General features: G+C 62.0%; 26 protein-coding genes. 12 read left to right on the top strand and 14 right to left on the bottom strand.

The window, feature by feature from the left end; translation table 11 throughout:
• Nucleotide 1: 1 nt before the first annotated feature.
• Both bamD and ACIX9_RS09605 read left to right on the top strand, forming a co-directional pair.
• Nucleotides 2-865, top strand: coding sequence for an outer membrane protein assembly factor BamD (gene bamD / locus ACIX9_RS09610; RefSeq protein ID WP_157477443.1), 864 nt, complete (start codon nucleotides 2-4; stop codon nucleotides 863-865).
• A 77-nt stretch (nucleotides 866-942) separates the two neighbouring features.
• Entirely contained in the window at nucleotides 943-1,470 is a 528-nt protein-coding gene (locus ACIX9_RS09605) for a DUF1569 domain-containing protein (protein ID WP_013580283.1), read from the top strand.
• Here the strand turns inward: ACIX9_RS09605 and ACIX9_RS09600 are convergent.
• Nucleotides 1,467-1,883: a hypothetical protein gene (locus tag ACIX9_RS09600; protein ID WP_013580282.1), complete on the bottom strand. Its 417-nt coding sequence runs from the start codon at nucleotides 1,881-1,883 to the stop codon at nucleotides 1,467-1,469. The two genes, ACIX9_RS09605 and ACIX9_RS09600, sit on opposite strands and share 4 nt — an antisense overlap.
• 173 nt (nucleotides 1,884-2,056) lie before the next feature.
• Here ACIX9_RS09600 and ACIX9_RS09595 point away from each other — a divergent pair, with 173 nt between their 5' ends.
• The 3 genes from ACIX9_RS09595 (at nucleotide 2,057) to ACIX9_RS09585 (ending at nucleotide 4,189) form a co-directional block, all read left to right on the top strand.
• The gene (locus ACIX9_RS09595; protein ID WP_232298680.1) at nucleotides 2,057-3,277 is read left to right on the top strand and encodes a hypothetical protein; all 1,221 of its coding nucleotides are present in this window, start codon (nucleotides 2,057-2,059) and stop codon (nucleotides 3,275-3,277) included.
• 27 nt (nucleotides 3,278-3,304) lie between these two features.
• Nucleotides 3,305-3,784: a CcdC family protein gene (locus ACIX9_RS09590; protein WP_013580280.1), complete on the top strand. Its 480-nt coding sequence runs from the start codon at nucleotides 3,305-3,307 to the stop codon at nucleotides 3,782-3,784.
• 75 nt (nucleotides 3,785-3,859) lie between these two features.
• Complete coding sequence (locus tag ACIX9_RS09585; protein ID WP_013580279.1) at nucleotides 3,860-4,189, top strand: PspC domain-containing protein; 330 nt, start codon at nucleotides 3,860-3,862, stop codon at nucleotides 4,187-4,189.
• 73 nt (nucleotides 4,190-4,262) lie between these two features.
• Here the strand turns inward: ACIX9_RS09585 and ACIX9_RS09580 are convergent, their stop codons facing one another.
• From ACIX9_RS09580 to ACIX9_RS09570, 3 genes are all read right to left on the bottom strand, one after another.
• Complete coding sequence (locus ACIX9_RS09580) at nucleotides 4,263-4,550, bottom strand: HigA family addiction module antitoxin (RefSeq protein WP_013580278.1); 288 nt, start codon at nucleotides 4,548-4,550, stop codon at nucleotides 4,263-4,265.
• 11 nt (nucleotides 4,551-4,561) lie between these two features.
• Nucleotides 4,562-4,840: a type II toxin-antitoxin system RelE/ParE family toxin gene (locus tag ACIX9_RS09575; protein WP_013580277.1), complete on the bottom strand. Its 279-nt coding sequence runs from the start codon at nucleotides 4,838-4,840 to the stop codon at nucleotides 4,562-4,564.
• A gap of 101 nt (nucleotides 4,841-4,941) precedes the next feature.
• Nucleotides 4,942-5,763 (bottom strand): TIGR03435 family protein, encoded by an 822-nt coding sequence (locus tag ACIX9_RS09570; RefSeq protein WP_157477441.1) that lies wholly within the window; start codon nucleotides 5,761-5,763, stop codon nucleotides 4,942-4,944.
• Nucleotides 5,764-5,808: 45 nt separating this feature from the next.
• On the opposite strand from ACIX9_RS09570, the gene lysA reads away from it, so the two are divergent.
• The 4 genes from lysA to ftcD all read left to right on the top strand — a co-directional run bounded on the left by lysA (nucleotide 5,809) and on the right by ftcD (nucleotide 9,628).
• A complete protein-coding gene (gene lysA, locus ACIX9_RS09565; protein ID WP_332308637.1) occupies nucleotides 5,809-7,128 on the top strand; it encodes a diaminopimelate decarboxylase in 1,320 nt (439 codons plus the stop codon).
• A 114-nt stretch (nucleotides 7,129-7,242) separates the two neighbouring features.
• Nucleotides 7,243-7,983 carry a YebC/PmpR family DNA-binding transcriptional regulator gene (locus tag ACIX9_RS09560; protein WP_013580274.1) on the top strand — a complete coding sequence of 247 codons (741 nt, stop codon included), beginning with the start codon at nucleotides 7,243-7,245 and terminating at the stop codon, nucleotides 7,981-7,983.
• Complete coding sequence (locus ACIX9_RS09555; RefSeq protein WP_013580273.1) at nucleotides 7,970-8,695, top strand: acyloxyacyl hydrolase; 726 nt, start codon at nucleotides 7,970-7,972, stop codon at nucleotides 8,693-8,695. Before ACIX9_RS09560 ends, ACIX9_RS09555 begins: the two co-directional genes overlap by 14 nt.
• 12 nt (nucleotides 8,696-8,707) lie before the next feature.
• Nucleotides 8,708-9,628, top strand: coding sequence for a glutamate formimidoyltransferase (ftcD, locus tag ACIX9_RS09550; protein WP_013580272.1), 921 nt, complete (start codon nucleotides 8,708-8,710; stop codon nucleotides 9,626-9,628).
• Here the strand turns inward: ftcD and ACIX9_RS09545 are convergent, their stop codons facing one another.
• The 10 genes from ACIX9_RS09545 to ACIX9_RS09505 form a co-directional block, all read right to left on the bottom strand.
• Complete coding sequence (locus ACIX9_RS09545; RefSeq protein WP_013580271.1) at nucleotides 9,629-10,405, bottom strand: ABC transporter ATP-binding protein; 777 nt, start codon at nucleotides 10,403-10,405, stop codon at nucleotides 9,629-9,631.
• Entirely contained in the window at nucleotides 10,405-11,001 is a 597-nt protein-coding gene (locus ACIX9_RS27690) for a GNAT family N-acetyltransferase (protein ID WP_013580270.1), read from the bottom strand. The genes ACIX9_RS09545 and ACIX9_RS27690 overlap by 1 nt, the downstream gene beginning before the upstream one ends.
• Nucleotides 11,002-11,337: 336 nt before the next feature.
• Nucleotides 11,338-12,819 (bottom strand): argininosuccinate lyase, encoded by a 1,482-nt coding sequence (gene argH, locus ACIX9_RS09535; RefSeq protein ID WP_013580269.1) that lies wholly within the window; start codon nucleotides 12,817-12,819, stop codon nucleotides 11,338-11,340.
• A 16-nt stretch (nucleotides 12,820-12,835) separates the two neighbouring features.
• Nucleotides 12,836-13,120, bottom strand: coding sequence for a hypothetical protein (locus ACIX9_RS25730; protein ID WP_157477439.1), 285 nt, complete (start codon nucleotides 13,118-13,120; stop codon nucleotides 12,836-12,838).
• Nucleotides 13,121-13,307: 187 nt separating this feature from the next.
• Nucleotides 13,308-14,648: an argininosuccinate synthase gene (argG, locus tag ACIX9_RS09530; RefSeq protein ID WP_013580268.1), complete on the bottom strand. Its 1,341-nt coding sequence runs from the start codon at nucleotides 14,646-14,648 to the stop codon at nucleotides 13,308-13,310.
• 84 nt (nucleotides 14,649-14,732) lie between these two features.
• Complete coding sequence (gene argF / locus ACIX9_RS09525; RefSeq protein ID WP_013580267.1) at nucleotides 14,733-15,806, bottom strand: ornithine carbamoyltransferase; 1,074 nt, start codon at nucleotides 15,804-15,806, stop codon at nucleotides 14,733-14,735.
• The gene (locus ACIX9_RS09520; RefSeq protein WP_013580266.1) at nucleotides 15,799-17,034 is read right to left on the bottom strand and encodes an aspartate aminotransferase family protein; all 1,236 of its coding nucleotides are present in this window, start codon (nucleotides 17,032-17,034) and stop codon (nucleotides 15,799-15,801) included. The genes argF and ACIX9_RS09520 overlap by 8 nt, the downstream gene beginning before the upstream one ends.
• Nucleotides 17,031-17,813 carry an acetylglutamate kinase gene (gene argB, locus ACIX9_RS09515; RefSeq protein ID WP_013580265.1) on the bottom strand — a complete coding sequence of 261 codons (783 nt, stop codon included), beginning with the start codon at nucleotides 17,811-17,813 and terminating at the stop codon, nucleotides 17,031-17,033. The genes ACIX9_RS09520 and argB overlap by 4 nt, the downstream gene beginning before the upstream one ends.
• Nucleotides 17,810-18,898, bottom strand: coding sequence for an N-acetyl-gamma-glutamyl-phosphate reductase (gene argC, locus ACIX9_RS09510; protein ID WP_013580264.1), 1,089 nt, complete (start codon nucleotides 18,896-18,898; stop codon nucleotides 17,810-17,812). Before argC ends, argB begins: the two co-directional genes overlap by 4 nt.
• Nucleotides 18,891-19,331 (bottom strand): arginine repressor, encoded by a 441-nt coding sequence (locus ACIX9_RS09505; protein ID WP_013580263.1) that lies wholly within the window; start codon nucleotides 19,329-19,331, stop codon nucleotides 18,891-18,893. The genes argC and ACIX9_RS09505 overlap by 8 nt, the downstream gene beginning before the upstream one ends.
• A 228-nt stretch (nucleotides 19,332-19,559) precedes the next feature.
• On the opposite strand from ACIX9_RS09505, the gene ACIX9_RS09500 reads away from it, so the two are divergent.
• From ACIX9_RS09500 to ACIX9_RS09490, 3 genes are all read left to right on the top strand, one after another.
• Nucleotides 19,560-24,110, top strand: coding sequence for a glutamate synthase-related protein (locus tag ACIX9_RS09500; RefSeq protein ID WP_013580262.1), 4,551 nt, complete (start codon nucleotides 19,560-19,562; stop codon nucleotides 24,108-24,110).
• 111 nt (nucleotides 24,111-24,221) lie between these two features.
• Nucleotides 24,222-26,009, top strand: a complete 1,788-nt coding sequence (locus ACIX9_RS09495; RefSeq protein WP_013580261.1) for an AMP-dependent synthetase/ligase — start codon at nucleotides 24,222-24,224, stop codon at nucleotides 26,007-26,009.
• Nucleotides 25,984-26,829 carry an HAD family acid phosphatase gene (locus ACIX9_RS09490; RefSeq protein WP_013580260.1) on the top strand — a complete coding sequence of 282 codons (846 nt, stop codon included), beginning with the start codon at nucleotides 25,984-25,986 and terminating at the stop codon, nucleotides 26,827-26,829. Before ACIX9_RS09495 ends, ACIX9_RS09490 begins: the two co-directional genes overlap by 26 nt.
• Nucleotides 26,830-26,836: the final 7 nt, after the last annotated feature.

The raw sequence follows: 26,836 nt of genomic DNA, 5'->3' as shown, positions 1-26,836 counted from the left end.
CGTGCAGACTACACCAACCCGCGCCTGCTGTGCGCCTGACCCCGAGGCAGCCTTGAACCTGACCGACCTGAAGTCCTTCTCGAAACCCGCGCTCGCCCTGCTCCTGCTGGCCTCCGTCGCACCCGCGCTCCATGCCCAGGCCTATACCCCGCCTCCGCCTCCCCTCACCAACGCCCCCTGCGTCCCCACCAAGAAACAGCCGTGCGACGTCCCGGCCCCCGCCGCCAAACCTGCACCCCCCAGCGGCCTCGCCTTCCCGGGTGAGTCGGATGACACCCCAAGCCTCCCGCTCCCCAGCCAGACCACCGACTACTCCGCGCCCATCCCGCCAGCCCCTGCCAAGCCAGCCCAGACGCCTGCCTCACCACCGTCCGTACCGGATGCCGCCAAGCCTGCCGCCGCCCCCGGCTCCTCCAGCTTTCCATTCCCGGGCGACGACCCTGCCTACGCAAACCCCTCCTCGAGCTCGTCCAGCTCCTCGTCTTCAAGCTCATCGTCATCCTCGTCCAGTTCAGACTCGAACCCCGACAACCCGCCCCTCAAGGACGAAGGCTCAACCGGCACCACCAAGGCCCAGCGCCGTCACCTTCCCAAGGTGGAAGACGTCAACGAAAGGGAAGCAAAGGACCTTGAGGTCGCCCACTACTACTTCACCACCGGCAACTATCTCGCCTCGCTTAACCGCGCTAAGGACGCCGTCCGCCTCTTCCCGGACGATCCAGAGGCGCACTACGCGCTCGCCCTTGCCGCGCAGAACATGAAGAATCAGGAACAAGCTTCAGCCGAGTTCCAGACCTACCTCAAGCTTGATCCTGGCGGAGACCACGCCAAGGATGCCGAGAAGGCACTCAAAGGCACGCACTGAAGTACCTGCCCCAGAAAAGCAGCCCTACAGGACGAACAGGCCTATCTCCATGTCCTCCGCGCATTTAGGTTAGTTCTATGAACGATGACTTGACCACTCTGGTCTCCGCGGTGAACGCCGCACTGCAAGGCCTGGAGAGGAACCAGACCCAGGCCGCCCCAGTCCACCGGCCGGAGAAGTGGAACATCCAGCAGATCGTTGAACACCTCCTGCTTACCTACCGCCTGACCTCGGCCTCGCTTGAAGATCGCATTCGCAAAGGCACCCCCACTCGAGCCAGCCGTACCCTCAAGCATCGCATCGCACAACTCGTCGTCGTCCGTATCGAACATTTCCCATCCGGTCACAAGGCCCCCGCGCCCGTTACCCCTCCACGTCTTACCAGCCTCCGCAGCGGAGAAGAACTCGCAGGCCGCGTCCAGGCTGAACTCACCCGTCTCGGTCAGCTCTGCACCCAGGCCGCCGCCCTCTTCGGAGACCGGCGCGCTCTCTCCCACGGCATGCTCGGCCCCATGTCCATGCAGCAGTGGCGGCACTTCCATCTCGTCCACGGCCTGCATCACATCAAGCAGATCCAGCGAATCCGCAGGGATCACGCCTTCTAGACGACCGGCTCTTCTTCCAACTCATCCTCCACCCTCAGATAGCGCCGCATGTACCGCAGCGGCTCCTCCGCCACCGCAAGCTCCTTCAGGTGATACTTCCACGCATCCCGCCGCCCGGTGCGCCGCGTATAAGCCTTCCGGTGGACGATCCCGATCGTCCCATCCGCCATCCGCCGCTGAAAGCTCTGGTTCTCCACCAGGAAGGTCATCTTCTCCCCGGCCTTCCAGAAGTTTTCCGCAAACTCATGCGAAAACAGCAGCGCATAGTACCTGCGCTCCTCCGCCAGCGTCTCCACCGCATGCTTTGAGTTTTGCCAGGGCAGCCCCAGTGTTCGAACATACCAGCGCCTGAACTCGAATCCATTCGTCTTGGCTTTTCCAAGCAGCAGCAGCAGTAACTCGCTCCGTGTCATCGTTCTGGGCCCTCGATGCTCGCCATCGGCTGCACGGCCGATTGGCGGCGTATAGTTACGGGTGTTGCCGCCAAGCTACCATGCCCCCAGCCCCGCAGTCTAACCGGAACGAAACACCGCACTCCGAGCATCTCACCAAGGACGCACCTATCTCCCGTCGAACCGGACAAGCCTTGAGACTGTTTCAAAGATTCCTCCCCCTCGCTCTCGTCGCAGCTCTCGCCTCCACAGCCCTGGCCCAGGCACCCAACCCCCACACCGACCCCCTCAACTTCGACCCCGTAGTCCGCGACGCCTACAACCACTTCTACAACCTCGACTACGACGGCGCCCTCTCCCGCTTCGAGCAGGTCCTCAAGGCCAATCCCCAGAACCCCATGGCCGCCGACTATGTCCTCATGGTGACTATCTTCCGTGAGCTCTACCATCAGGACCTCCTGGACACGACCTACTACGCCCACGACTCCTTCCTCACCACCCAGCGCAAGGTCGAAGTCCCCGACCCCACCCGCCAGCGCATCGAATCCCTCCTCGCCCAGGTCCAGGACCAGGTCGACCAGCGCCTCAAAGCCAACCCCAACGATCCCAACGCCAAAAATCTGCTCTTCGCCCGAGGCTACGCCCGCGGCCTCCACGCCGCCTTCATCACCCTTGCCGACCACTCCTTCTTCGCCGCCGCCCGGCAGGGTCTCGCCGCACGCAACGACTCCGAGGCCGCCCTCAAGCTCGACCGTGACTACGCCGACGCCAACATGGCTATCGGCATCCAGCAGTTCGCTGTCGCCAGCCTGCCCCGCCTCGTGCGCATGATGGTCGGCATCGCAGGCGTTGGCGGCAACAAGGAGCACGGCCTCGAACTCCTGCACATCTCAGCCGAGCACGGTGTCGTCACCCAGGTTGAATCCCGCACCACCCTCTCGCTCTTCCTCCGCCACGACGGCCGCTACGCCGAGGCCCTCGCCATGCAGCACGGCCTCGCCACCCAGTTCCCGCACGACTACCTCTTCCGCCTGGAAGAGGCCAACCTCACCAAGGACAAGGGCGACGGCCCCGGAGCCATCGCCATCTACAAGCAGGTCCTGGCAGATGCCCACAAGCCCGGCTACTTCGCAGACCCCCGCCTCCAGATGGCCTGGTTCGGACTCGCCGACACCGAGCGCGGCCAGAACGACATCGCCGACGCCGCCAAGCACTACCTGGAAGCCGCCAACCAGCCCAACGCATCCGACTGGATTCGCAAGCGCGCCAACCTCAACGCCGGCCAGATGCTGGACCTCCTGCACGATCACAACGCCGCCGTCGCGCAGTACCAGAAGGCCGCCGCCCCCGGAGGCGATCAATCCCAGGCCGATGCCGCACGCAAGCTCATCAAAACCCCGTACACCGGCAAGTAGCCCCGCCGTTCAGCTAAGATCGTCTCAATGCTTCCGTCTCATTGGCTCACTCCCGGGGTCTCCGCCGCCGCCGCGATCCTCGGCTTCTTCGCAGTCCTCGCCTGGCGCATCCAGGAGGGCCGCTCCGCCGTCACTCTCCGCAAGATCGTCATTCCGCCGCTCGGCATGGCTACTGGCTTCTGCATGTTCATAGCCCCGTCCTTCCGGGTACCCTGGCTCTGGGCCGCGGCGTCCTTCCTGCTCGGCGCGATCCTCCTCGCCTACCCCCTCATCAAGACCTCCCGCCTCACCCTCGTGGGCGACACGGTCATGGTCCACCGCTCCAACAGCTTCTTCGCCGTACTGATCGCGCTCGGCATCATCCGCATCCTCGCCCACACCTACCTGGACCGAGTCATGTCCCTCCAGCAGACCGCCGGCCTCTTCTTCATCCTGGCCTTCGGCATGATCCTCCGCTGGCGTACCAGCATGTTTTTCGAGTACCACCGCGTCACGTCCGCAGCCTAAGCACGAACCACTGACCTAACGGAACTTTCACGCCAGCCCCGGCGTACCTTCTCCAGCACCATCGGAGGCCTCCCAATGTACTGCCCGACCTGCGGTAAAGAGATCCAGACCCAAGCCAACTTCTGCTCCAACTGCGGAGCCGCCCTCGCCGCCCAGTCCTTCGCCCCAACCGGCCCCCGCATCCTTCGCCCCCGCTCCCCGCGCATGATCGCCGGCGTCTGCTCCGGCTTCGCCCTGCACTTCGGCTGGGACCTCAGCCTGGTCCGCATCCTGCTTTGCGTCTTCACTTTCCTCACCTCGGGCATCGGCTTCCTCTTCTACATCGCCGCCTGGGTTCTCCTGCCGGAAGCCCCCTACGCCCTCCCCGCCACCACCGACTACCCCAACCCCCAACCCGCCGCCTAGCCGCAGTAACCGGTTGCCCCATCCTTTGCAGCCGTATCGCAAAGGATGGGAAGGATGCCTCTGTTCATGTGCTTCATGCAGCCTCCCGCAGCGGCGTAACCTTCTTCCTCTTCACCTGCGAGGCCACCCAGAAGTCATAGTTGTTCTGCATCGTGAACCAGAACTCTCCGGATGTCTTCAGCGCCTCACCCAATCGGATCGACATCTCCGCCGTAATCGCAGAGTGTCCCCCAAGAATCCGCGTCAAAGTCACCCTTGAAACCCCGAGATGCGCAGCCACGGAACCGATCGTGTGGCCCTCGAGATAAGACTTCAGCACCGTGCCGGGATGGGGTGGATTGTGCATTCGAGTCATCGCCATAAAATTTTCTCCTAGTGATAATCCTCATAGTTGACGAGAATCGCATCGCTGCCTTCAAACCTGAACGTGATCCTCCAGTTCGCCTGCACTGTAATCGACCAGTCGCCGGCGCGATCATGCTTCAGCGCATGCAACCGGTACGAGGGAGCGTTCAAATCCTCCGCCGTCGCAGCCGCGTTCAGAGCGCCCAATAACTCAGATAGCCGCTTCGCGTGAATCGGTTGGATTCCAGCCTTGGACCCCGTCATGAAGAACCGCTCCAGACCAGCATGTTTGAAGGTCCGGATCATGACCAAAATGTAAAGTGATACGCATCACTTGTCAACAGGCACCCGCCTCAAGCTGACAGCTCACGGCTGATCGCTGGAAGCTGGAAGAAAACCTACAGCCCTCAATTCTCCGAAGGCTCCTCCACATGATCCACCACCAGCGTCTCCACCGGACCTTTCCCGGCCTGCACCTTCAGCCCAAGCTGTTCCTGCAGAGCCGTGACCAGCGTAGGCCCCGCATCCTCCGCACTTGCCGCCTGCTCCGGCGTCCACTTCAGCTTCAAATCGTAGAAAGCCGTCAGTCCCGTTTTATCGATCACCGTCCGCCCCAACTGCTTCGACAGATAGACCGCCAGGGAAGCCATCGACACATCCGTAGCCTTCAGCTCATTCCCGCTTGAGCTCATGCTGCTCGGCGGCGCACGCCGAATCCCCGTCTCCGCGTCCAGCTCCCCTTCTTTCGGATTCACCGTCATCTTCGGCCCATCCTTCGCCACCACCAGCTCATACACCGCCGCGGTCTTCGTCTCGCGATGAACCTTCAGCGCAAACCGGTCCTCCAGCATCCCCGCCAGCATCGCCATATTCTGCTCGTCCGTCAGCCTCTTGAGCGCGTCCGGGGACGCCTCCACCACCTTCGCATTGATGTCGAACCGATCCGACAACTGCCATCCCGTCAACCCAACGATCAGTCCCTCACGGATCGCATACGCATGCGCCATCAGGATCTTCAGCGTCACGTTCTCCGCCTTGAACGTCGTCTTGTCCCAGTCCACACCCGTGTTGTTGGTCCCAGAGTGATTCGGCTTGATCACCACCGCGTCGAACATCGGCTTAGCGCCTGCCGCACCCGTCACCCCCGCCGTCTGTGCCAGTCCAGAACCCAGCCCGGAACCCAGCAGGGAAGCCACCGCCATCACGCCAACGCAAACGTTCCGTCGCATCCACAACCTCCACATATCGCTATGTCCTTTCGACTCTAAGGCACAATAAAGGGAGCGGTCCTTATTCTTCTTCTCCGCAAAAACTTTTCGAGGTCCAGTCCCATCGCCACCGCACGCCCCTTCGCCTACCGCAACCGCGCCCTCTCCTGCGACCAGACCTCCCTCGCCACGCTCGCCGCAACCCACGGCACCCCGCTCTACGTCTACTCGCAGCAGCACATCCTCGGCCGCCTCGCCCTCTTCCAGCAGGCCTTCGCATCACGCCCTCACACCATCTGCTATGCCGTCAAAGCGAACTCCGCCCTCGCCATCCTCAAGCTCCTCGCGCAGAACGGCGCGGGCTTCGACATCGTCTCCGGCGGAGAACTCGCACGGGTCGTCAAAGCCGCCAAGCCAGCAGTCAAGAAGACCGTCTTCGCTGGAGTAGGGAAGCAGATCCCTGAGATCGACGCCGCCCTCAAAGCCGGCATCCTCCTCTTCAACGTCGAATCCGAATCCGAGCTCGCCCTCCTCGCCGACCGCGCCGAACTCCTCAAGATCCCCGCGCGCTTCTCCCTCCGCGTCAACCCGGACGTCTTCGCAGAAACACACCCCTACATCTCCACCGGCCTCAGCGCCCACAAGTTCGGCATCGACATCAACGCCGCCCGCGCCATCTACCGCAAGGCCGCCAAGTCGAAGTACCTTATCCCCACCGGCGTCAGCGTCCACATCGGCTCCCAGATCCGCGCGGTCGATCCCTTCGGTGCCGCGCTCGATCGCGTCACAAGCCTCATCCAGCAGTTGAAGAAGGACGGCATAACCCTTACCCACATCGACGCCGGCGGCGGACTCGGCATCGAGTACACCGACGCTCCCTTTGACCCCGCAGCAGCCGTAGCCGCATACGCAAAACAGGTCCTCGAAGCCACCGACCACCTGGACCTTCACCTGCTTCTGGAACCCGGCCGCTTCCTCGTAGCCCAGGCCGGAGCCTTGCTGACCACGGTCGTCAATGTGAAGAAGAACGGCAACAAGACCTTCGTCATCACCGACGCCGGCATGAACGACCTCATCCGCCCCGCCCTTTACCAGGCCCACCACCAGATCCTGCCCGTCAGGCAGACCTCGGCCAAATCCTCCCCCGTCGACATCGTTGGCCCCGTCTGCGAGTCCGGCGACTTCTTCGCCCGCGACCGCGACCTCCCCGCCACCAAACCCGGAGACCTCCTCGCCATCCTGGACGCCGGAGCCTACGGCATGAGCCTCACCTCCAACTACAACACCCGCACCCGCCCCCCGGAGGTCCTGGTAGACGGAGCCGAATCCCGCCTCATCCGCCGCCGCGAAACCATAAAGGACCTGTTCGCGCCTGAACTCCCCTAAATCAGGCGCGAACGGTTCGACCGTGGCTCAAAGCCACAAGCGACCTTCATACCTGCTAAAATCCGAAGGTCGCGCGGTCCATATCCGCGCAGAATCTCCCTTCGAGGTAACCGCATGTCCGGCCATAGTAAATGGGCAACAATCAAGCATAAGAAGGGCGCCACAGACGCCAAACGCGGCAAGATCTTCACCCGCCTCATCAAGGAAATCACCATCGCCGCCAAGTCCGGCGGTGGAGACCCGGACGGCAATCCCCGCCTCCGCGGTGCCATCGCGGCCGCCAAAGCCGAGAACATGCCGGCCGATAACATCAAGCGCGCCATCCAGCGCGGTACCGGGGAGCTAGAAGGCGTCTCATACGAGGAGATGAGCTATGAGGGCTACGGCCCCGGTGGAGTCGCCGTCATCATCGACGTCCTGACCGACAACAAGAATCGCGCCGTCTCGGAGATCCGCCACGCCTTCTCCAAGAACGGTGGAAACCTTGGCACGGAGGGGGCCGTCTCCTGGATGTTCACCAAGAAGGGCGTTATCTCCATCGCGAAGGACAGCGCGAACGAAGACAAGCTCATGGAGATCGTCCTCGAGTCCGGTGCCGAAGACCTGAACGATGAAGGCGAGCACTGGGAGATCCTCTGCGATCCCGCCGACTTCGAGGCCGTAACCAACGCCCTCAAGGCCGCCAAGATCCCGACCGAGACCGCCGAGGTCACCAAGATCGCCAGCACCTACACCAAGCTCGAAGGCTCCCAGGCCACCGCCATGATGCGGCTGCTCGAAACCATCGAAGACCTGGATGATACACAGAACCTTTACAGCAACTTTGACTTTGATGAGGCCCATGTCGCTAGCTAAGCTTTTGGTAACAACCCTGGCCGCTCTGGCCTGCGTCACCGCCTCAGCCCAAACCACCGGCCAGACCAACCCGCTTGAGTCGGCCTCCGTCCACCAGCCTACCGACTACGGTGTGCTGGTCCAGGGCGGCAACGGCATCACCGACAACCGCGACGGCTTCCACTTCCTGGCAGCCGGGGTACACGCCGGCAAAGTCCTGACCAACAACTTCGGCCCCGGTCTCCTCCACGGCAACTTCGAATACGCCATGGAGCTCTTCCCGTACTGGCAGTCCTTTACCCCGAAGTTCTCCAAGGTGAACTGCTCCCAGCTCCCAGGGACAGCCGTTGTCTCCTGCTCCCAGCCCTACACGGTGGGTGGCACCTACACCGGAGTCTCCGTCACCCCCATCATCATGCGTTGGAACTTTGTCCGCCACGGACGTCTGCAGCCCTGGGTGCAGGCCGCCGGCGGTGTCCTCTGGACCAACCACAAGTACCCTGCCTACGGCAGCACCAACCCTGACCTCCAGGTCAACGGACCCAACGGCGATGCCAGCGTCTGGAACTTCACCCCCCAGGGCGGCATAGGCTTCCACTACTTCACTCGCCCGAACCGCTCCATCGATTTCAGTGCGAACGGTGAGCACATCTCGTCAGCCTCCCTCGGAGATCGCAATCCCGGCGTCAACGCCAGTGTGCAATTCACCGTCGGTTACAGCTGGTGGAAGTAGTATCGCCTCGTTATGACTCCTGATGCCATCATCGAGTGCGTGCCCAACTTCTCGGAGGGCACGCACCCTGACATCGTTCGCCACATCGTCTCCGCGATGCAGGTGGATGGTGTGCGGCTGCTCGACTATTCCCTGGACCCCGACCACAACCGTTCGGTGGTGACCATCGCAGGGCCGCCCGCGCAGGTCATGGAGGCCGCCGTCCTGGCAGCCGGCAAGGCCGCCCAGCTGATCGACCTCACTCAGCAGACGGGAGTCCACCCCCGAATAGGAGCCGCTGACGTCATCCCATTCGTCCCGGTGTCCGGCCTCTCCCTCGCTGAAGCAGCAATGCTCGCTCGGCAGGCGGGCCTGCAGATCTGGCGCCGGTTCGGGGTTCCTGTCTACTTCTACGGGGCAGCCGCAGCCAGACCAGATCGTGTGCAGCTCGAAGACGTCCGGCGGGGCCAATTTGAAGGCCTGCGTGAGGCTGCGTTGAAGGATGCTGCGCGCCGACCAGATGTTGGCGGTCCCGAGCTACACGAGACGGCGGGGGCATCCGTTGTGGGAGCGCGTAGCTTCCTGATTGCCTACAACATCTATCTCGATGAACGTGCCGAGATAACCCAGGCACGAGCCATCGCCAGGGACATCCGTGCGTCATCCGGTGGCATGCAGGGTGTCAAAGCGATCGGTGTCCTGGCAAATGGCCGGGCGCAGGTGAGCATGAATATCACTGACTTTCATCTCACGCCCATGCCCAAGATCCACTCCACGGTGGCGGAGCTCGCGCGGCGGCATGGCACCTCGCTGGGTGAGGGGGAGTTGATTGGGCTCATCCCCGCAGCGGCCTATGACGCTGAGGCCCGCTGGATCAAGGAGATTCCGTCATTCGATCCTGAACAGAAGATCATCGAGAACAGGCTGAACAATCCCATGGCCTGGCCAAGCTGACTACCAGGCGTGAAAGAATCCGTCTCGCTCGCTGAGTGAGACCTCAGTCCCGAAAAGCCATTGAAGATTTGCTTCCGTGAGGAGGTCTTCACGTGGGCCATCTGCCACGATCCGGCCTTCCTTCATACAGATCACCCGCTTCATGGCCGGGATGATGTCGGCGATGTGATGGGTTATATGCAGCATGGTCGTTCCCTGATCAGCCAGCGATACGATCAGATTCCTCAGGTCACGCTGCGCCAGCAAGTCAAGTGCGTTGGAGGGTTCGTCCAGGAGGAGGCACTCCGCCGACCCGGCCAAGGCGCGGCCGATCATGACCCTGCGCTGCTGGCCGGCCGACATCTCCCCGAAGAGCACGTCCCGGAGGCGGACTGCGTCTACCTGGATGAGGACCTCCTCAGCCCGCTCCCGCATGACCTCTGTGGCGACCAGGTTGGGCCAGAGGGTAGAGGAGGAGAAGAAGCCGGTGAGGATGGCTTCGTAGCCGGTGATGGAGAGGGTGGGTTTGCCGGGGAGGTCGGCGCTGACCACGCCGAGGCGGCGCTTGAGCTCGGTGAGGTCCCAGCGGGGGCGACCGAAGATGGCTATTCGTGTTTGCTCTTGGGCGAGCGGGTAGAGCTCGCAGGTGATGGTCTTGATGAGCGTGGACTTGCCGCAGCCGTTGGGGCCGAGGATGGCGATCTGCTCACCTTTGGCGACCTGGAGGTTTATGTCGTGGAGGACGGTGCGGCCGCCGCGGACTACGTTGACGTGCTGGAGGTCTAGGAAGGTGGACACTATTTGTGAGGGATGACCGAGGTCTGGAGCTTGACGAGCTCCGGTTGAGGAAATTTGGTGGGGCCCAGTACGGCTATTCTCGGCAGGGGGCCGCGGACCATGGCGACCTCATCGCAAGCGTAGAGGCGAGGGCAGGTCTGGCAGTCCTTGTAGATCTTGTCGGGGAGCGCGGTGCGGTCGGAGACGCGGAAGCCGAAGTGGAAGAAGAAGTCGGGGATGCGGGTGAAGAGGCAGACGCTGACGACGCCCTGGTACTCGGCTTCTTCCAAAAGCGCGCGGAGGAGCTTGCCGCCGGCACCCTGGCCTTTGGCTTCGGGTTTGACGACGATGGAGCGGACCTCGGCGAGGTGGGGGCCGTAGAGGTGCAGGGCTCCGCAGCCGAGAAAGACGCCAGCTTCGGATTCGGCGATCTGGAAGTCGCGGACGTTCTCGCAGATCTCTGCGTAGTTGCGGCGAAGAAGGGTGCCGTCTCCGGAGAGGGAGTTGACGAGCTCGAAGATGTTGACCGCGTCCTGGAGTTTGGCCTCGCGGACGGTTGCGCCACCTACGCGGGGGCGTGAGGAGCCGGTGGAGGTCGAGTCGCTGAGTGGCGCAATCGGAGTGGTAAGCGTGGCCAGTTTAGGTGGTTCCTTTCCTTTGTGGGGTACCCCCCACCCCTGCCGAAAGTAGGTAAAGTCTTCAAAGCAATGAAGTTAGGTCTGGACTTGAGTCTAGACCTCTTTATATTCGATGCCGAAATGGTGCAAAGTCTTCATAGCAAAGGGATTAGAGCTTCATTCTTCACTGCCCTCCCAGTGAAATCCTCTAGTTAAATCTTACTCCTTTTGCAAGAGTGAATATGCCAACTATTTTTAGGGGTTAACCCTTCTGGAATGATGAACATAACGTTTTGGCGGGGCTTGACACGCGAGTTTGGCCCATTTTTGAAGAAATTATTTTTCGAGACGTGCTTTTGCAGTCACGAGAGCGGCGGAAACTCGAGGGCGGGCGGTGCCTCCGATGACGTCGTGGCAGTCTAGTGTCGCTTCGAGAGTTATGGCCTGGTAGAAGTCTTCCGCGAACTCGGGGCTCAGGGTTTGGAGCTCGGGGAGGGTTAGGGCGTTGAGTTCGCGGCCGGATTCGAGGCCAAGGCGGACGGCGTTGCCGATGATCTCGTGGGCCTTGCGGAAGGGTACGCCCTTGTTCGAGAGGTAGGTGGCTCCGGCCATGGCGTTGAGGTAGCCGGTCTCGGCGGCTTCCTTGAGGCGGGCGGGTTTGAACTTGAGGGCGGCGGTGAAGGCGGGGAGCAGCGCGAGCATGCCGGTAACGGTGTCGGCTGCGTCGAAGATGGGCTCCTGACCCTCCTGGAGGTCCTTGTTGTAGGCCAATGGGAGGCCCTTGATGAGGACCGACAAGGTGGTGGCGGAGCCGATGAGGCGGGCGGATTTGCCTCGGATGAGTTCGGTGAGGTCGGGGTTTTTCTTCTGGGGCATGGCGCTGGAGCCGGTGGAGAAGGCTTCGGGGAGGTCGATGAAGCCGAACTCGGCGGTGGCGTGGAGGGTGATCTCTTCCGCAAAGCGCGAGATGTGGAGGCCGAGGGTGGCGCAGGCCTGGGTGAAGTCGAGCATGAAGTCACGGTCGGAGGTGGCGTCCATGGAGTTGGGGGTGGGGGCGTCGAAGCCTAGTTCGCGGGCGGTGATGGTGCGGTCGAGCGCGAGGGTCGCGCCGGCGATGGCTCCGGAGCCTAATGGGCAGAGGTTCATGCGTTTGCGGGCGTCCTGAAAGCGGGAGATGTCTCGGGCCAGCATTTCTACGTATGCCAATAGCCAGTGCGCTATGAGGACGGGTTCGGCGCGCTGGAGATGGGTGTAGCTAGGCATGACGGTTTCGCCCGATTGCTCGGCGAGGGTGATGAGGGCCACGGACCAGTTTTTTAGGCCTTGGATGACTTCGTCGATTGCTTCGCGGACGAAGAGGCGCATGTCGGTGGCGATCTGCTCGTTGCGGCTGCGGCCGGTGTGGAGCTTTAGGGCGAGGGTGCCGATGAGTTCGTTGAGCTGAAGCTCGACGTAGTGGTGGATATCCTCGGCGTTGGGGTAGAGCATCGGCAGGGAGCCCAAGGAACTGTGGACCATGCCGATTCCGGGCATGCGTTGCTTCATGATCTCGGCGTAGAAGGCCATATTCGTGAGCTTAGTGGCCTCTTCGGCGCCGCGCTTGGGAATGGAGTCGAGGCCTTCGAGCGTGGTGGCGAGCTCTTCGGGCGTGAGGATGCCGGCTGCGGCGATGGTCTTCGCGTGGGCTTTGGAGGCTTCGAGTTCGTGGCGCAGGAGGCGGACGTCTACGCGGAAGGAGGCTTGCCAGGATTCGAAGCCGGGATAGAGGGGCTCGCGGAAGCGGCCGGACCACATTTTGGTGGGGGATTCGTTAGACATGATGTGAATGCTTTCCTTATAAGGCCTTGGAACGATCTTTTTTACGGAAGATGAGTGAGGATAGTCCGCCTAAAACCCAGTAGAAGAGAAGGTTGATTGCTGCACCTGCGGCAAGACTTCCTGTTAGTGCGGCGGCGAAGAGGCCAGGAAATGAAGGTATCAATACGATCATTTGGAGAGTGGCTAGAAAACGATTGACAGAGAGCGTAGTCAGCGTCTGGGCGTCGAGCGTTACTGCGGCTGTTGCGATTCCCAGACCAATACCCGTCCATAAAAGTGACTCTCGGAATGGTGCGGACAATTGAACCTCTTCGATTCGTTTAATTTCTGGGACACGTTGATGTCCGGGCTGAAGCCCGGACCTACCCCAGAAGCAACGGCAACGACGGATGCAGATCCCTACGGGATGACAAGCAAGAGAAGCAAATGCAACAGCAACTACGGAGATTCTTCGCTTCGCTCTGAATGACCCAATGGTGGAAGGGTGACTAGTCGTTCTCCTTGCCGCTGGTCAGGTGGGGCATTTCGCTGCCTTTGCTTAGGGTTAAGAGGCCGGTTTGGGCGTAGGTGAGGAGCTTGGCGCGGGTGTCTGTGATGTCCAGGTTGCGCATGGTGAGCTGGCCGATGCGGTCGCGGGGGCTGAAGGTGGATTCGGTCTTCTCCATGGAGAGGCGTTCGGGATGGAAGGTTAGGTTGGGGGAGTCGGTGGCGAGGATGGTGTAGTCGTTGCCGCGGCGGAGTTCGAGGGTGACGGAGCCGGTGACGGGCTTGGCGACCCAGCGTTGGGCGGCTTCGCGAAGCATGATGGCCTGTGGATCAAACCAACGCCCCTGGTAAAGCAGACGGCCTAGTTTGCGGCCGTTGTCGCGATACTGCTCGATGGTGTCTTCATTGTGGATGCCGGTGATGAGGCGCTCGTAGGCGATGAAGAGGAGGGCGAGGCCGGGGGACTCGTAGATGCCGCGGGACTTGGCTTCGATGATGCGGTTTTCGATCTGGTCGGACATGCCGAGGCCGTGGCGGCCGCCGATGGCGTTCGCTTCGAGAAGGAGGGCTACGGGGTCTGGGTAGTCCTGTCCGTTGAGGGAGACGGGGAAGCCCTCTTCAAAGCGGATGGTGATCTCTTCTTTTTTGATTGCTACTTCTTCGTTCCAAAAAGGCGTGCCCATGATGGGGGCTACGATTTTCATCGAGGTGCTGAGGAGTTCGAGGTCTTTGGCTTCGTGGGTTGCGCCGAGGATGTTGGAGTCGGTGGAGTAGGCCTTCTCCGACGACATCTTGTAGGCGAAGCCGGAGGCCTGCATGAAGGCGGACATCTCGGCGCGGCCGCCGAGCTCGTCGATGAAGGTGGCGTCGAGCCAGGGCTTGTAGACCTTGAGGTTGGGGTTGACGAGGAGACCGTAGCGGTAGAAGCGCTCGATGTCGTTGCCCTTGAAGGTGCTGCCGTCGCCCCAGATGTTGACGTCGTCTTCCTTCATTGCCGTGACCAACATTGTCCCGGTAACAGCACGGCCGATGGGGGTGGTGTTGAAGTAGGTGACGCCGGCGGTGGTGATGTGGAAGGCGCCGGACTGGAGAGCGGCGATGCCTTCGCGGACGAGGGGCAGACGGCAGTCGATGAGGCGGGCTTTTTCGGCTCCGTACTCGAGGGCCTTGCGGGGGATTTCTTCGTAGTCGGCTTCGTCGGGTTGTCCCAAGTTCGCTGTATAGGCGTACGGTAATGCGCCCTTTTGCTTCATCCAGTGGAGGGCGGCGGAGGTGTCGAGGCCGCCGGAGAAAGCTATGCCGACCTTTTGGCCTAGGGGGAGGGATTCGAGGATTACGGACATTTGATGTGTGCCTTTGAGATCGGTGGAGCTTCGTAAACCCACGTCCCAGAGGCGGGACGTGGGGCACCCAGATGGTCGGTGAGACTAGGGGCGGCGGCGGCCTTGCTGGTTGCGCTCGCGGCTGCTTTGGAGGCGCTTGCCTCCGCCGAGGAGCATGAGGAGGAGGGCCTTCTGGGCATGGAGGCGGTTTTCGGCCTGGTCGAAGACGACCGACTGGGGGCCGTCGAGGACTGCGTCCGTGACCTCTGCGTTGCGGTGAGCGGGAAGGCAGTGCATGAAGACGGCGTGGGGCTGGGCGTGCGACATGAGCTGCTCGTTGACCTGGTAGGGCTTGAAGATGGGGGCGCGCTTGGTGGCTTCGTGCTCGAAACCCATGGAGGTGCAGACGTCGGTGTAGACGGCGTCGGCTCCGGTGACGGCCTTGATGGGGTCGTTGAGGAGGGTGATGGAGCCGCCGGTCTGCTCGGAGATTTCAATGGCCTTGTGGATGATGTCGAGCTTGGGGACGAAGCCCTTGGGAGTGGCGACGTAGCAGTTCGCGCCGAGCTGCGCGGCGGTGAGCATGAGGGAGTGGCAGACGTTGTTGCCGTCGCCTACGTATGCGAAGTGGAGGCCTTGCGCGGAGCCGAAACGCTCTTCGATGGTGAGGAAATCAGCGATGGCCTGGCAGGGGTGCTCGAGGTCCGAGAGGGCGTTGATGACGGGGACTTTGGAGCAGGCGGCGAACTCGGTGATGGTGTCGTGGGAGTAGGTGCGGAGGACGATGAGAGACATCCAGCGCTCGATGTTGTGGGCCATGTCGGGGATGGACTCACGCTCACCGAGGGGGGATTGAGTCTGGTCGACGAAGACGGCGTTGCCGCCGAGGGTATTGATGGCGGCTTCAAAGGTGAGGCGCGTGCGGAGCGAGGCCTTCTCAAAGAAGAGGACCATCTGCTTGGCGTCGAGGGCATGGCGGAAGTCTTCCGGGCTCTCCTTGACGGTGTGGCCGAGCTCCATGATGGCGGCCATCTCGGAGACGGTGAGGTCTGAGATGGAGCAGAGGTCGCGGCCGTTGAGGCGCTTGGTGGCTTCGTTGAATGCGGTGTCGGACTGGATGCCAAGGGTCACTGGTGTGGACTCCGATTTTGGGTTCAGGATGAGCGGCTTGCTAGCCATTTGCGTGTTCTCCAGAGGCGATGGGTTGTGACTGTTCAGCGTGCTGGGTGAGGATGGCGTCGAGGGCGGCGATGGCCTGATCGACGTGGGATTTTTCGAGGATGTACGGGGGGAGGAAGCGCAGGACGACCTCGCTGGTGCGATTGATGATGATGTGGCGCGCGAGCATCTCCGAGGCGACCGACTTGGCCAGGTCGGGGGAGTCGAGCTCGGCACCGATCATGAGGCCTTTGCCGCGGACTTCTACGATCTGTGGGTGCTTCTTTGCCAGGGCCTGGAGGGCGGACTTGAAGTAGGCTCCGACTTCTTCAATGTGGGCGAGGAGATTGCTGTGCTTGATCTCGTCTATGACGGCGATGGCGACTCCGGTGGCCAAGGGACCGCCGCCGAAGGTGGTGCCATGCATGCCGGGTGTGATGGATTGCGAGACGCGCTCCGTGCAGAGCATGGCTCCGATGGGGAGGCCGCCGGCCAGGGGCTTGGCGAGGGTGACGACGTCTGGGAGGATGCCGAAGTGCTGGTAGCCAAACCATTTGCCGGTGCGTCCGAAGCCGCACTGGATCTCGTCCGCGATGAGGAGGGCTCCGGTGGAATCGGCGAGCTCACGTGCGGCTGCGAAGAACTCCTGCGTGACGGGGTGGATGCCGCCTTCGCCCTGGATGGCTTCGATGAGGATGCCGCAGACTTCGTTGTTGAACTTGGCGCGGAGGTCTTCTACGTCGTTGAACTTGACGAACTCTACGTCAGGCATGACGGGCGCGAAGGGGGTGCGGTAGGCGAGCTTGTGAGTGGTGGCTACGGAGCCGATGGTGCGGCCGTGGAAGCTGTGCTCGAGTGCGAGGAACTTCTTGCCGGTGCCGGATTTGTCTGAATGGGCGCGGGCGATCTTGAGTGCGGCCTCCCAGGCCTCTGTGCCGGAGTTGCAGAAGAAGACGCGGTCGAGGCCGGAGATCTCGGTGAGGCGGAGGGCGAGGTCTGCGGTGTGCTCGGTGAAGAAGAGGTTGGAGGTGTGGAGGAGCTTCTTCGACTGCTCGGCTATGGCACGCTCAATGGTGGGGTGGCCGTAGCCCAGGGCGCTGACGCCGATGCCGCTGAGGAGGTCGAGGTAATCGACTCCGTTCTCATCGGTGAGGAAGACGCCGTGTCCGCTGGTGAAGAGGATGGGGTAACGCTCGTAGGTGTTGAGGACGAGCTTTTTTTCTGCTGCCTGGATGGATTGAAGCCTCATGCGACCATCACCTCCGTGCCTTCGTTGATGCGGGATGAGATGAGGTCGGGCAGGGAAGCCGCGGCCTCAGCGGGAAGAATGCGAACACGTTTGACCCCGTGCGTGAGTGCAGCTTTGCAGGCTGCGAGCTTGGGCAACATGCCGCCGGAGATGACGGCGGACTTTTCAAGGGTGGGAACTTCCTTGAGGGTGAGCCAGCGCATGACCTGGCCGTCCGCGCCCTTGACTCCGGGGACGTCGGTGAGGAAGACGAGGGCGTCCGCCTTGGTGGCGATGGCGCAGGCGGAGGCCATCTCATCTGCGTTGATGTTGTAGTACTCGCCGTCAAAGCCGAGGGCGATGGAGGAGATGACGGGGATCGCGCCCATCTTCCAGATGGCGTCAAGCCAGCGTGGGTCCGTGGAGGCGATCTCACCTACGAAGCCGAGGTCCGGGGTGGTGATCTTCTTGCGTGCGCGGAAGACATGGCCGTCGCCGCCGGAGAGGCCGACTGCGGACTGGCCGTGCTGGCCGAGCGCGGCGACGAGCGATTTGTTGACGCGGCCGGCGAGAACCATGAGAGCGGCGTCGCGGGTTTCCGCATCCGTGACGCGGAGGCCTGAGACGAACTCCGAAACCTTGCCCATCTGGGCGAGGGTCCTGGTGAGTTGCACTCCGCCGCCGTGGACTACGGCGACCTGGTGACCATCTTCTACGAGGTCTTTGAGAGCTTTGCCTGCGAGATGCAGGAGCTTGGGATCTTCAAGGGCTGCGCCTCCGAGTTTGACGACGAACTTCATAGCAGACCCTCCTCTTCGTTCCAACCACACATGATGTTCAAATTTTGTACCGCCTGACCGGAGGCACCCTTCAACAGGTTATCAAGACAACTGACGATAACGAGGCGTTTGCCGTCCGGTGCGAGTTCGAAGCCGATGTCGCAGTAGTTCGTTTTCACGATGTGCTGAATCTGCGGCAGGGCCGGGGTTTGATGAACGCGGACCATGGGGCTGGTCGCGTAGAAGGCGTTGTAGATCTGCTGGATCTGCGCGGGGTCTGTGCTGCTGCCGAGACGCGCGTAGATGGTGGAGAGGATACCGCGCGGAATGGGGAGCAGGTGCGGGGTGAACTGGATCTGCGCCGTGGTGATGCCAAGTTGCTCGAGCAGTTCACCGGTGTGACGGTGGCCGAAGACGTTGTATGCGGAGAGATTATCCGCGCCATACATGAAGTGCGTCTTGGCCGTTGCGGCCTTGCCTGCGCCGCTGATGCCGCTCTTGGAGTCTGAGATGATGCCGTGATCGAGATCGAGGATACCGGCCTGGATGAGCGGGTAGAGCGCGAGGATGATGGAGGTGGAGTAGCAGCCGGGGTTCGCGACGAGGCGTGCGGTGGCGATCTCTTTGCGATGCAACTCTGGCGCGCCGAAGACTGCTTCTGCCTGGAGTGATGCGGCTAGCGCGGGGTTCTCGTCGGTGAGCTTGTAGACCTTGCGGTTGACCTCGTGCTGCAAGCGCCATGCGCCGCTGAGGTCAATGACCTTGATGCCGCGCTCGAGCCACTGCGGGGCCCACTCGCGCGAGGTCTCGTGGGGAAGTGCGAGGAAGACGGCCTCGATGCCCATGTCTTCTACGAGCTTCCAGTCAAAGGCGCGGACGGGCGGGAGGGTCTGGCCTGCGCCGAGGGCAAGCTGCGGGTGCAGGGATTCAAGCGGCACGGAGCCTGCGGAGGAGTCGTCTGCTACGCGGCCGAGGAAGAGTGGCTTCGACTGTGCGAGGCGCGGGTGGTTCAGGAGCAGGCGTGCGAGCTCTCCTCCGGCATAGCCGCCTACTCCGGCGACCGCGGTGCGGATTGTGCTTAGCGGAGATGTGTTCTGTTCAGCCAAGGTAGCTTTCAATCCTTTTCTTGAGAGTCTTCGCCTGCTTATCGTCAGGGCAGATGATTAACACAGTGTCATCGCCGGCGATGGTGCCGACGACTTCAGGCCAGTCTTCGTAGTCGACTCCGGCCGCGATGGGCTGGGCTCCGCCGGTGACGGCGATGACGACGAGCTGGTTGAGAGCCTGGCGGACTTCAAGGCCGAAGCCCTTCATGACCTCGCGGATGCCGGGACCTTCGTCGGCGTCTTCTGCTGCATTCGATGCGATGGAGTAGCCGTTCGGACCTTTGGAGAGCTTGAGCTCGCGGACGTCGCGGGAGAGTGTCGCCTGCGTGACGTTGTGGCCTTGTGCGGCTAAAGCGCGGCGCAGATCGTCTTGATTCGCAATGGCAGTGCGATCGAGGATCTGGCGGATTGCATTGTGGCGTTGTTGTTTCATGGGTTCTTGCTTTTGAGGATTGGTGGAAACCCATGTCTCAGAAGCGAGACATGGGGCACCCGGTTGGTGGCTGCTCCAAAATCAGTTAGTGAATAAAAATACATTCTTATGTATAAATATACATAACCGTTATGTCAAGCGTTCTCGTCCTGTGCGGTTGGACGGAGAAGCCAATTCAGGAAGGCGAGGCACACTCCCGAGTGGATGTGTGTCCGAGTATAGTGAGTTATGGGACAGTTTCAGGTAAATGCGGCTCGCCAGGTTGGCGAGATGGGCAAGATTGCCGCTGGTGCGGCTTCACTGCTGGATTCACGTTTCGATATTGACTCGTGCGGTGTGGGTTTTGTTGCGACGATCGATGGTGTTGCCTCTCATACGATTCTGAAACAGGCGCTGACTGCGCTGGCCAGGCTGGCGCACCGTGGGGCGACTGCGGCCGATGGCAAGAGCAGCGATGGCGTGGGGCTGATGACCGCGGTGCCGCGTGCGATGCTGCTGAAGGCGGCGGGCGTGGAGCTTGCGGCGGAGCGCCTGCTGGGTGTGGGCGTGATGTTTATTCCCAATGACGAGACGAATGCTGAGGCTGTGCTGGAGCGCTGCCTGGCTTCCCATGATCTGCATATTCTTTGTTGGCGCGATGTGCCGATTGCGACGGAGGTGCTGGGCTCGATTGCGCTGAATGCGATGCCGAAGATCCGTCAGGTGCTGGTGGTGGATGCGCTGGGGAAGGACTCGGTTCCGCCCAGGGCTGCGGACAGCATGGAGCGTCGGCTTTATCTTTCGCGCAAGCAGTTTGAGAGGGCGCAGGAGAACGACGAGGTGACGGGGTATGTGTGCTCGCTGTCTACGCAGACGATTGTGTATAAGGCGATGTGCTCCGGGACGTTGATGCCGGAGTTCTATCCGGATCTGAAGTCTGAAGAGTATGTCACTCCGTTCACGATCTTTCACCAGCGTTATGCGACGAATACGACGCCGACGTGGGACAGGGCGCAGCCTGCGCGGATGCTGGCGCATAACGGCGAGATCAATACTGTTTGGGGCAATCGTTCCCGCATGGCGGCTCGGGATGCGACGCTGCCGGTGGAGTGCAAGCCGGTGTTGACGAAGGGCGGCACGGATTCCACGAGCCTGGATGAGGCTGTGGAACTGGTGGCGAAGAATGGGCGGACGATCTCCGAGGCTGTGCGTGTGCTGCTGCCGCCGGCTGTCGATCCACGGCGGTTTTCGACGTTCCTGAGCTATCACTCCGACTGCATTGAGCCGTGGGATGGGCCGGCTGCGATTGCGTTCAGTGATGGGCGTGTGGTGGGTGCGGCGCTGGACCGGAATGGGCTGCGGCCTTGCCGGTTTGCGGTGACGGACGAGGGGCTGGTGGTCGCGGGGTCTGAGGCTGGGCTGGTGGATCTCGATCCGGAGAAGACCGTGCATAGCGGGCGGCTGGGTCCGGGGCAGATGCTGGTGGTGGATCTGATCGACCACAAGCTTTATGAGAACGATGAGCTGCTGCAGATCTTCGACTCCGAGGCGACGACGTATGCGCAACTGATCGATCCGATCTCGTTTGAGCCGGAGCTGTCCGATGTGTGCCTGACGGCGGAGACGTTGAAGCCGCTGCAGCGCGGGTTTGGGTATACGCGCGAGGACGTGAAGATGATTCTGCAGCCGATGGCTGCGGATGGTAAGGACTCGGTTTGGTCCATGGGCGACGACACGCCGCTGGCGTTTCTGGCGCGTTCGCCGCGGCCGGTGTATGCGTTCTTCCGGCAGAGGTTTGCGCAGGTAACGAATCCGGCGATCGATCCGCTGCGTGAGGCGGTGGTGGTGAGCCTGCATACGCGGCTTGGGCCGTGGTCGCACATGCTGGATAAGAATGCGCCGCTGCATGGTGTTTCGCTGCCTTCACCGTTTCTGGCGCTGGAGCAGATCGACGCGCTGCGGGATGGGAAGCATCCGCACAATGAAGAGCTGCCGGTGGCGGAGCTGGCTTGCGTGTTCTCGCCTGAGCTGACGTTGCTGCAGGCGCTGGATGCGGTTTGTCAGCAGGCGATCGAGCTGGTGCGGAATGGGGCGAAGATTCTTTTGCTCTCGGACCGGTCTGCTCATGCTGCGGAGAACGGTTCGGATGTGAAGATTCCGGTGCCGATGGCTATGGCTACCGGTGCTGTGCACCAGGCGCTGGTGGCTGCGGGGCTGCGGACGCTGGCCGGGCTTGCGGTTGAGGCCGGCGACGTGCGGGATATCCATCATGCGGCGATTCTGATTGGGTATGGCGCGGGTGCGGTTTGTCCTTGGCTGGCGCTGGAGACGGCGAAGAGCTTTGGTGCGCCGGAAGCTGCGGCGGCGGAGCGGAAGATGCTGAAGTCGTTCGACGCGGGGCTGGCGAAGATCATGTCGAAGATGGGGATCTCGGTGGTGGATAGCTACCGGGGGGCACATCTGTTCGACATCCTGGGGCTGCATCAGAGCGTGGTGGAGCATTGCTTCCCGGGTACGCCTGCGCCGCTTTCGGGGATTGGATTTGAGGAACTGGATCGTCAGTTGCGTGTGGGTTGGCTGCCAGAGACGGTTGCGCCTGCTGCTGAGGATTTGCCGGATTATGGATGGGTGCGGTTCAGGAAGTCCGATACCTCCGAACCTCATGCGTGGATGCCTCCGAATGTGAAGGCTTTGCAGACTGTTGTGGGGAGCACGCGGGCCGGTGTGAAGCCTGCGGATGCTCATGCGGCGTTCAAGATTTATACGGATGACCTGCTGGCTCGGGAGCCTGCGGTGCTGCGGGATCTGCTGGCGATCAAGCCGATCGGGCCGGAGATTTCAGTCGATGAGGTTGAGCCGAGCACGAGCCTATACAAGCGGTTTGTGGCGAGTGCGATGTCGCTGGGGAGCTTGAGCCCGGAGGCGCATCAGTGCATCACGATTGCGATGAATACGCTGGGCGGGCGCTCGAATACCGGTGAAGGCGGCGAGGACCCGGAGGTGTATCGGGTTGAGGCAGCCGTGCCAGTGCCTACGAGCGGCGCTGCACAGGGGCAGGGCGGAACGGCCGTGGCGGAACGGGTTTCCGTTGCTGCTGCGACTGAAACTCCGCTGCTGAAGAATAACCGCATCAAGCAGGTGGCTTCGGGGCGCTTTGGCGTGACGGCGGCTTACCTGGCGCATGCGGATGAGATTGAGATCAAGGTGGCGCAGGGTGCGAAGCCGGGTGAGGGCGGCCAGCTTCCGGGGCATAAGGTCAGCGGGCTGATTGCCCGGTTGCGTCACGCGCAGCCGGGGGTTTCGCTGATCTCGCCTCCGCCGCATCACGATATTTATTCGATCGAGGATCTGGCGCAGTTGATCTATGACCTGAAGCGGGTGAATCCAAAGGCTGCGGTCGGGGTGAAGCTGGTTTCGAGCCGTGGCGTTGGCACTGTGGCGGCGGGTGTGGCAAAGGCTTATGCGGACTTTATCGTGATCGCCGGGAACACGGGCGGTACGGGGGCTGCGGCGCTTTCAAGCATCAAGTACGCGGGCAATCCGTGGGAGCTTGGGCTGGCCGAGGCGCAGCAGGTGCTGATCCAGAACGATATGCGCGGGCGGGTGAAGCTGCGTACGGACGGCGGGCTGGCAACGGCGCGCGATGTGCTGGTGGCTGCGTTGCTGGGCGCGGATGAGTATGCGTTCGGGACGGCGGTGCTGGTGGCGATCGGCTGCGATATGGCTCGGCAGTGCCACTTGAATACGTGTCCGACGGGCATTGCGACGCAGAAGCCGGAGTTGCGGGCGAAGTTCCGTGGCAAGCCGGAGCATATTGTGAGCTTCTTTGAGGAGCTTGCGGACGATCTGCGCAAGCTGCTGGCGCACTATGGGCTGCGGTCGATTGAAGAGGCGATTGGGCGGACGGATCTGCTGGAGCAGGTGCGGTTCGACGGGAGCCTGGACCTTGAGGAGATGCTGGCGTTTGCGCCACAGGCTACGCGGAGCTGGACGGGCGTGAGAAATAACCAGCCGGTGGATGGGCCGCCGCTCGATGAGAGCTGGGTTGCGCCTGCGCTCGCTGCGATTGCGGAGGGTAAGGCTTACTCGGTTGAGGCTCAGATCGCGAACTGCGATCGTGCTGTTGGCGCTCGGCTGGCAGGTGAGATTGCACTGCTGAGGGCGCAGGCTGAGACGCCTGTGGATGTGTCGCTGAAGCTGCATGGGACTGCCGGGCAGTCGTTTGGCGCGTTCCTGGTTGAGGGCATGGTGCTTGAGCTGGATGGGCAGGCGAATGACTTTGTCGGCAAGGGTTTGTCAGGCGGCGAGGTTGTGATCAAGGCTCGGGGGAATGCGGCGCGGAACAGTGGGCAGCATGTGATTCTGGGCAACGTGGCTCTGTATGGGGCTACGGGCGGGAAGCTGTTCGCTGCGGGGCGCGGCGGTGAGCGGTTCGCGGTGCGGAACTCGGGTGTGACGGCTGTCATTGAAGGCGTTGGCGATCATGGCTGCGAGTACATGACGGGCGGGGAGGTCGTGGTGCTGGGGCGGGCCGGGATCAACTTTGCTGCGGGCATGACGGGCGGCCTGGCCTGGGTCTACGACGAGGACGGCAGCTTTGTGAGCGATGGACGGTTCCACCCGGAGTTTGTGACTGCGGATGGGTACGGTGCGGTCGAGCTTGAGAGCCAGGCTGCGCTGCGGACGCTGGTTGAGACGCATGCGGCGACTGCTGCAAGCGGGTTGGCACAGGCGATGCTCGCTGACTGGGAGGCGACTGCCGGGAAGTTCGTGCGGTTGAGCCCGAAGCCTCAGGTGTAACAGCCTGTTCATAAGCCCCCGTCCCTTCCTGGGGCGGGGGCTTTTACTTTGCGGGTGGGTTTCAGTAGAGTGGCGGGATTGGGTGATCCTGCCCCGAGAGGCTGACTAACGATGTTTGATCTGAAGACGCTGAATGACGTGATGGCAAAGGTGACGAGCCGGGGAAGCAAGCAGGCGATGCTGTGGCAGGACGTCGACGGGAGCTGGAAGCCGATTACTTCTGCCGAGCTTTATGGGAAGATCCGGGCGCTGGCGGCGGCGTTGAAGTCCTGGGGTGTGGTGAAGGGCGACCGGGTCGCGCTGCTGAGTGAGAATCGCTGGGAGTGGGCGGTGACGGACTTTGCGTGCTTTGCGCTGGGTGCTGTGGATGTGCCGCTGTATGGGACGCTGACGCCGGAGCAGTTGGGGTATTCGCTGCGGGATTCGGGGTCGAAGGTGGCGGTGTTCTCGACCAAGGAGCAGTACGAGAAGCTGGCGGGGGCGGGGGAGTTGCCGGCGCTGGAGCGTGTGGTGGTGATGGATCAGGGCGAGTTTCCTGATGCGGAGAGCTTTGCCAAGATCATGGAGGCGGCAGCTGGGTTGCAGGTGGCGGATGCGAGCTTTGATGCTGCGGCACGGGAGGTGACGGGCGACGATCTGGCGACGCTCATCTACACGTCCGGGACGACGGGTGAGCCGAAGGGTGTTCGTCTGACGCATGGGAATATTGCGTGCAATCTGAATCTTTCGACCGATCCTTTCGGATTTCATGACACGGACTCTTCGATCTCGTTTCTGCCGCTTTCGCATGTGACGGCTCGCCATCTGGACTACGCGATGATGTGCCATGGGGCGCGGATTGCTTATTGCACGAAGTTCGATCTGATGGCGGCGGCGATGAAGGCGACCAAGCCGACGATCTTTGTGGGTGTGCCGCGGGTGTACGAGAAGATTCGGCAGGCGGTGGAGGGCAAGAGTGCGCACTCGCCTGTGAAGAAGGGGATTCTTCAGTGGGCGATCAAGACGGGCGAGAAGCATCGGCCGGAGGTGCTCGAAGGCAAGACGCCGAGCGGGCTGGCGTGGAAGATTGCGGACAAGCTGGTGTACTCGAAGATCCGCGAGGCATTTGGCGGGTGTGCGCATACATTTGTTTCAGGCGGTGCACCGCTGGGGATGGATACGGCGGGTTGGTTTGCGGATGTGGGGATTCGGATCTTTGAGGGGTATGGGTTGACGGAGACCTCGCCGGTGATTGCGTTGAACTATCCGCAGACCCATAGCATTGGGACGGTTGGGCCGGTGCTGAAGAACGTTGAGGTGCGGTTTGCGGCGGATGGCGAGTTGGAGGTGAAGGGGCCTTCGATCTTCAAGGGCTACTGGCAAAAGGAGAAGGAGACCGCCGAGGCGTTTACCGAGGATGGCTGGTTCAAGACGGGCGATATCGGCAAGCTGGAGAACGGGTATCTTTCGATCACGGACCGCAAGAAAGAGCTGCTGAAGACCAGTGGCGGCAAGCTGATTGCGCCGCAGCCGGTGGAGAACAAGCTGAAGGCGAACACGCTGGTAGGGCAGGCGGCGATGGTGGGGGATAAGCACAAGTTTGCATGTGTGTTGATCTCGCCGAACTTCCAGGCGCTGGAGAAGTGGGCGCAGTCGCAGGGGGTTGGGACAACGGATCGCAAGGAGCTGGTCAAGGATAAGAAGGTCGTGGCGGAGTACCAGCGGATCGTGGACGCAGTGAATAAGGAGCTTCCGCCGTATGAGACGATGAAGCGGATTGCCGTTGTGGGAGATGAGTGGTCCGTGGAAGACGGCGAGATGACGCCTAGTATGAAGATGAAGCGGCGGGTGATCGAGAAGAAGTACGAGAAAGAGATTGGAGAGTTCTACGCGGATGAGGCGAGTGCGACGAAGTCTTAGCTTTGCGGCGGTAGTGCTGGTCTTCGTGGGTGGGATGTGGGGGCAGGAGTCGGCGGGGCCTCCTGCCTGCCCGGTGGCGAAGAAGCTGCCGGTGCCGCTGGCTCCGGGGCAGACGTTTCATCCGGTGGAGGTGGCTCGGCCCTCTGTGGAGGCGGCGAGGAAGACGGCTGAGGGTGGTGCGGTCGATCCGAGTGTGCTGGTGGCTGCGGAGCCGCTGGAGAACTTCGGGGTGGCTCGCTACCGGCTGAAGGACTATGGGGATTGTGTCGGGAACGGCGGGTGTTACTGGAGCGATGTGCAGGCGCAGGCTATGCGGGCGAAGGGTGCACTGGATATGGCGGTGCAGGGGCATAAGGCTGGAGAGAAGCTGGCGCTGGTGCTGGATATCGACGAGACGACGCTTTCAAGCTACTGCGAGATGAAGCGGGAGGACTTTGGGTATATCCCGGAGATGTTCAATGGGTGGGTGGTCACGCCGGAGGCCGCAGTGGCGGTTCCGGGGATGATGCAGGTGTTTGAGGAGGCCAGGGCTAAGGGGGTCGCGGTGTTCTTCCTGACGGGGCGGCCGGAGGAGCAGAGGGCGGCTACGGAGAGGAATCTGAAGGCTGTCGGGTACAGCGGGTGGGCCGGGCTGGTGCTGCGGAATGCTGAGGAGAAAGGCATGCCGACGGTGGCGTATAAGGCTGCGGAGCGTGGGAAGATTGTGGCAGCGGGATACCGGATTGTGATGAGTGTGGGGGATCAGTGGAGCGATCTGAACGGGGAGCCGAGGGCCGAGATCAGCGTGAAGCTGCCTAACCCTTTTTATTACCTGCCGTAGTCAAAGC

Origin of the sequence: Granulicella tundricola MP5ACTX9 (assembly GCF_000178975.2) — a bacterium.
GTDB lineage: Bacteria > Acidobacteriota > Terriglobia > Terriglobales > Acidobacteriaceae > Edaphobacter > Edaphobacter tundricola.
Note: the sequence above shows the minus strand (reverse complement) of the source record. Positions and strands in the feature narration are given on the sequence as shown.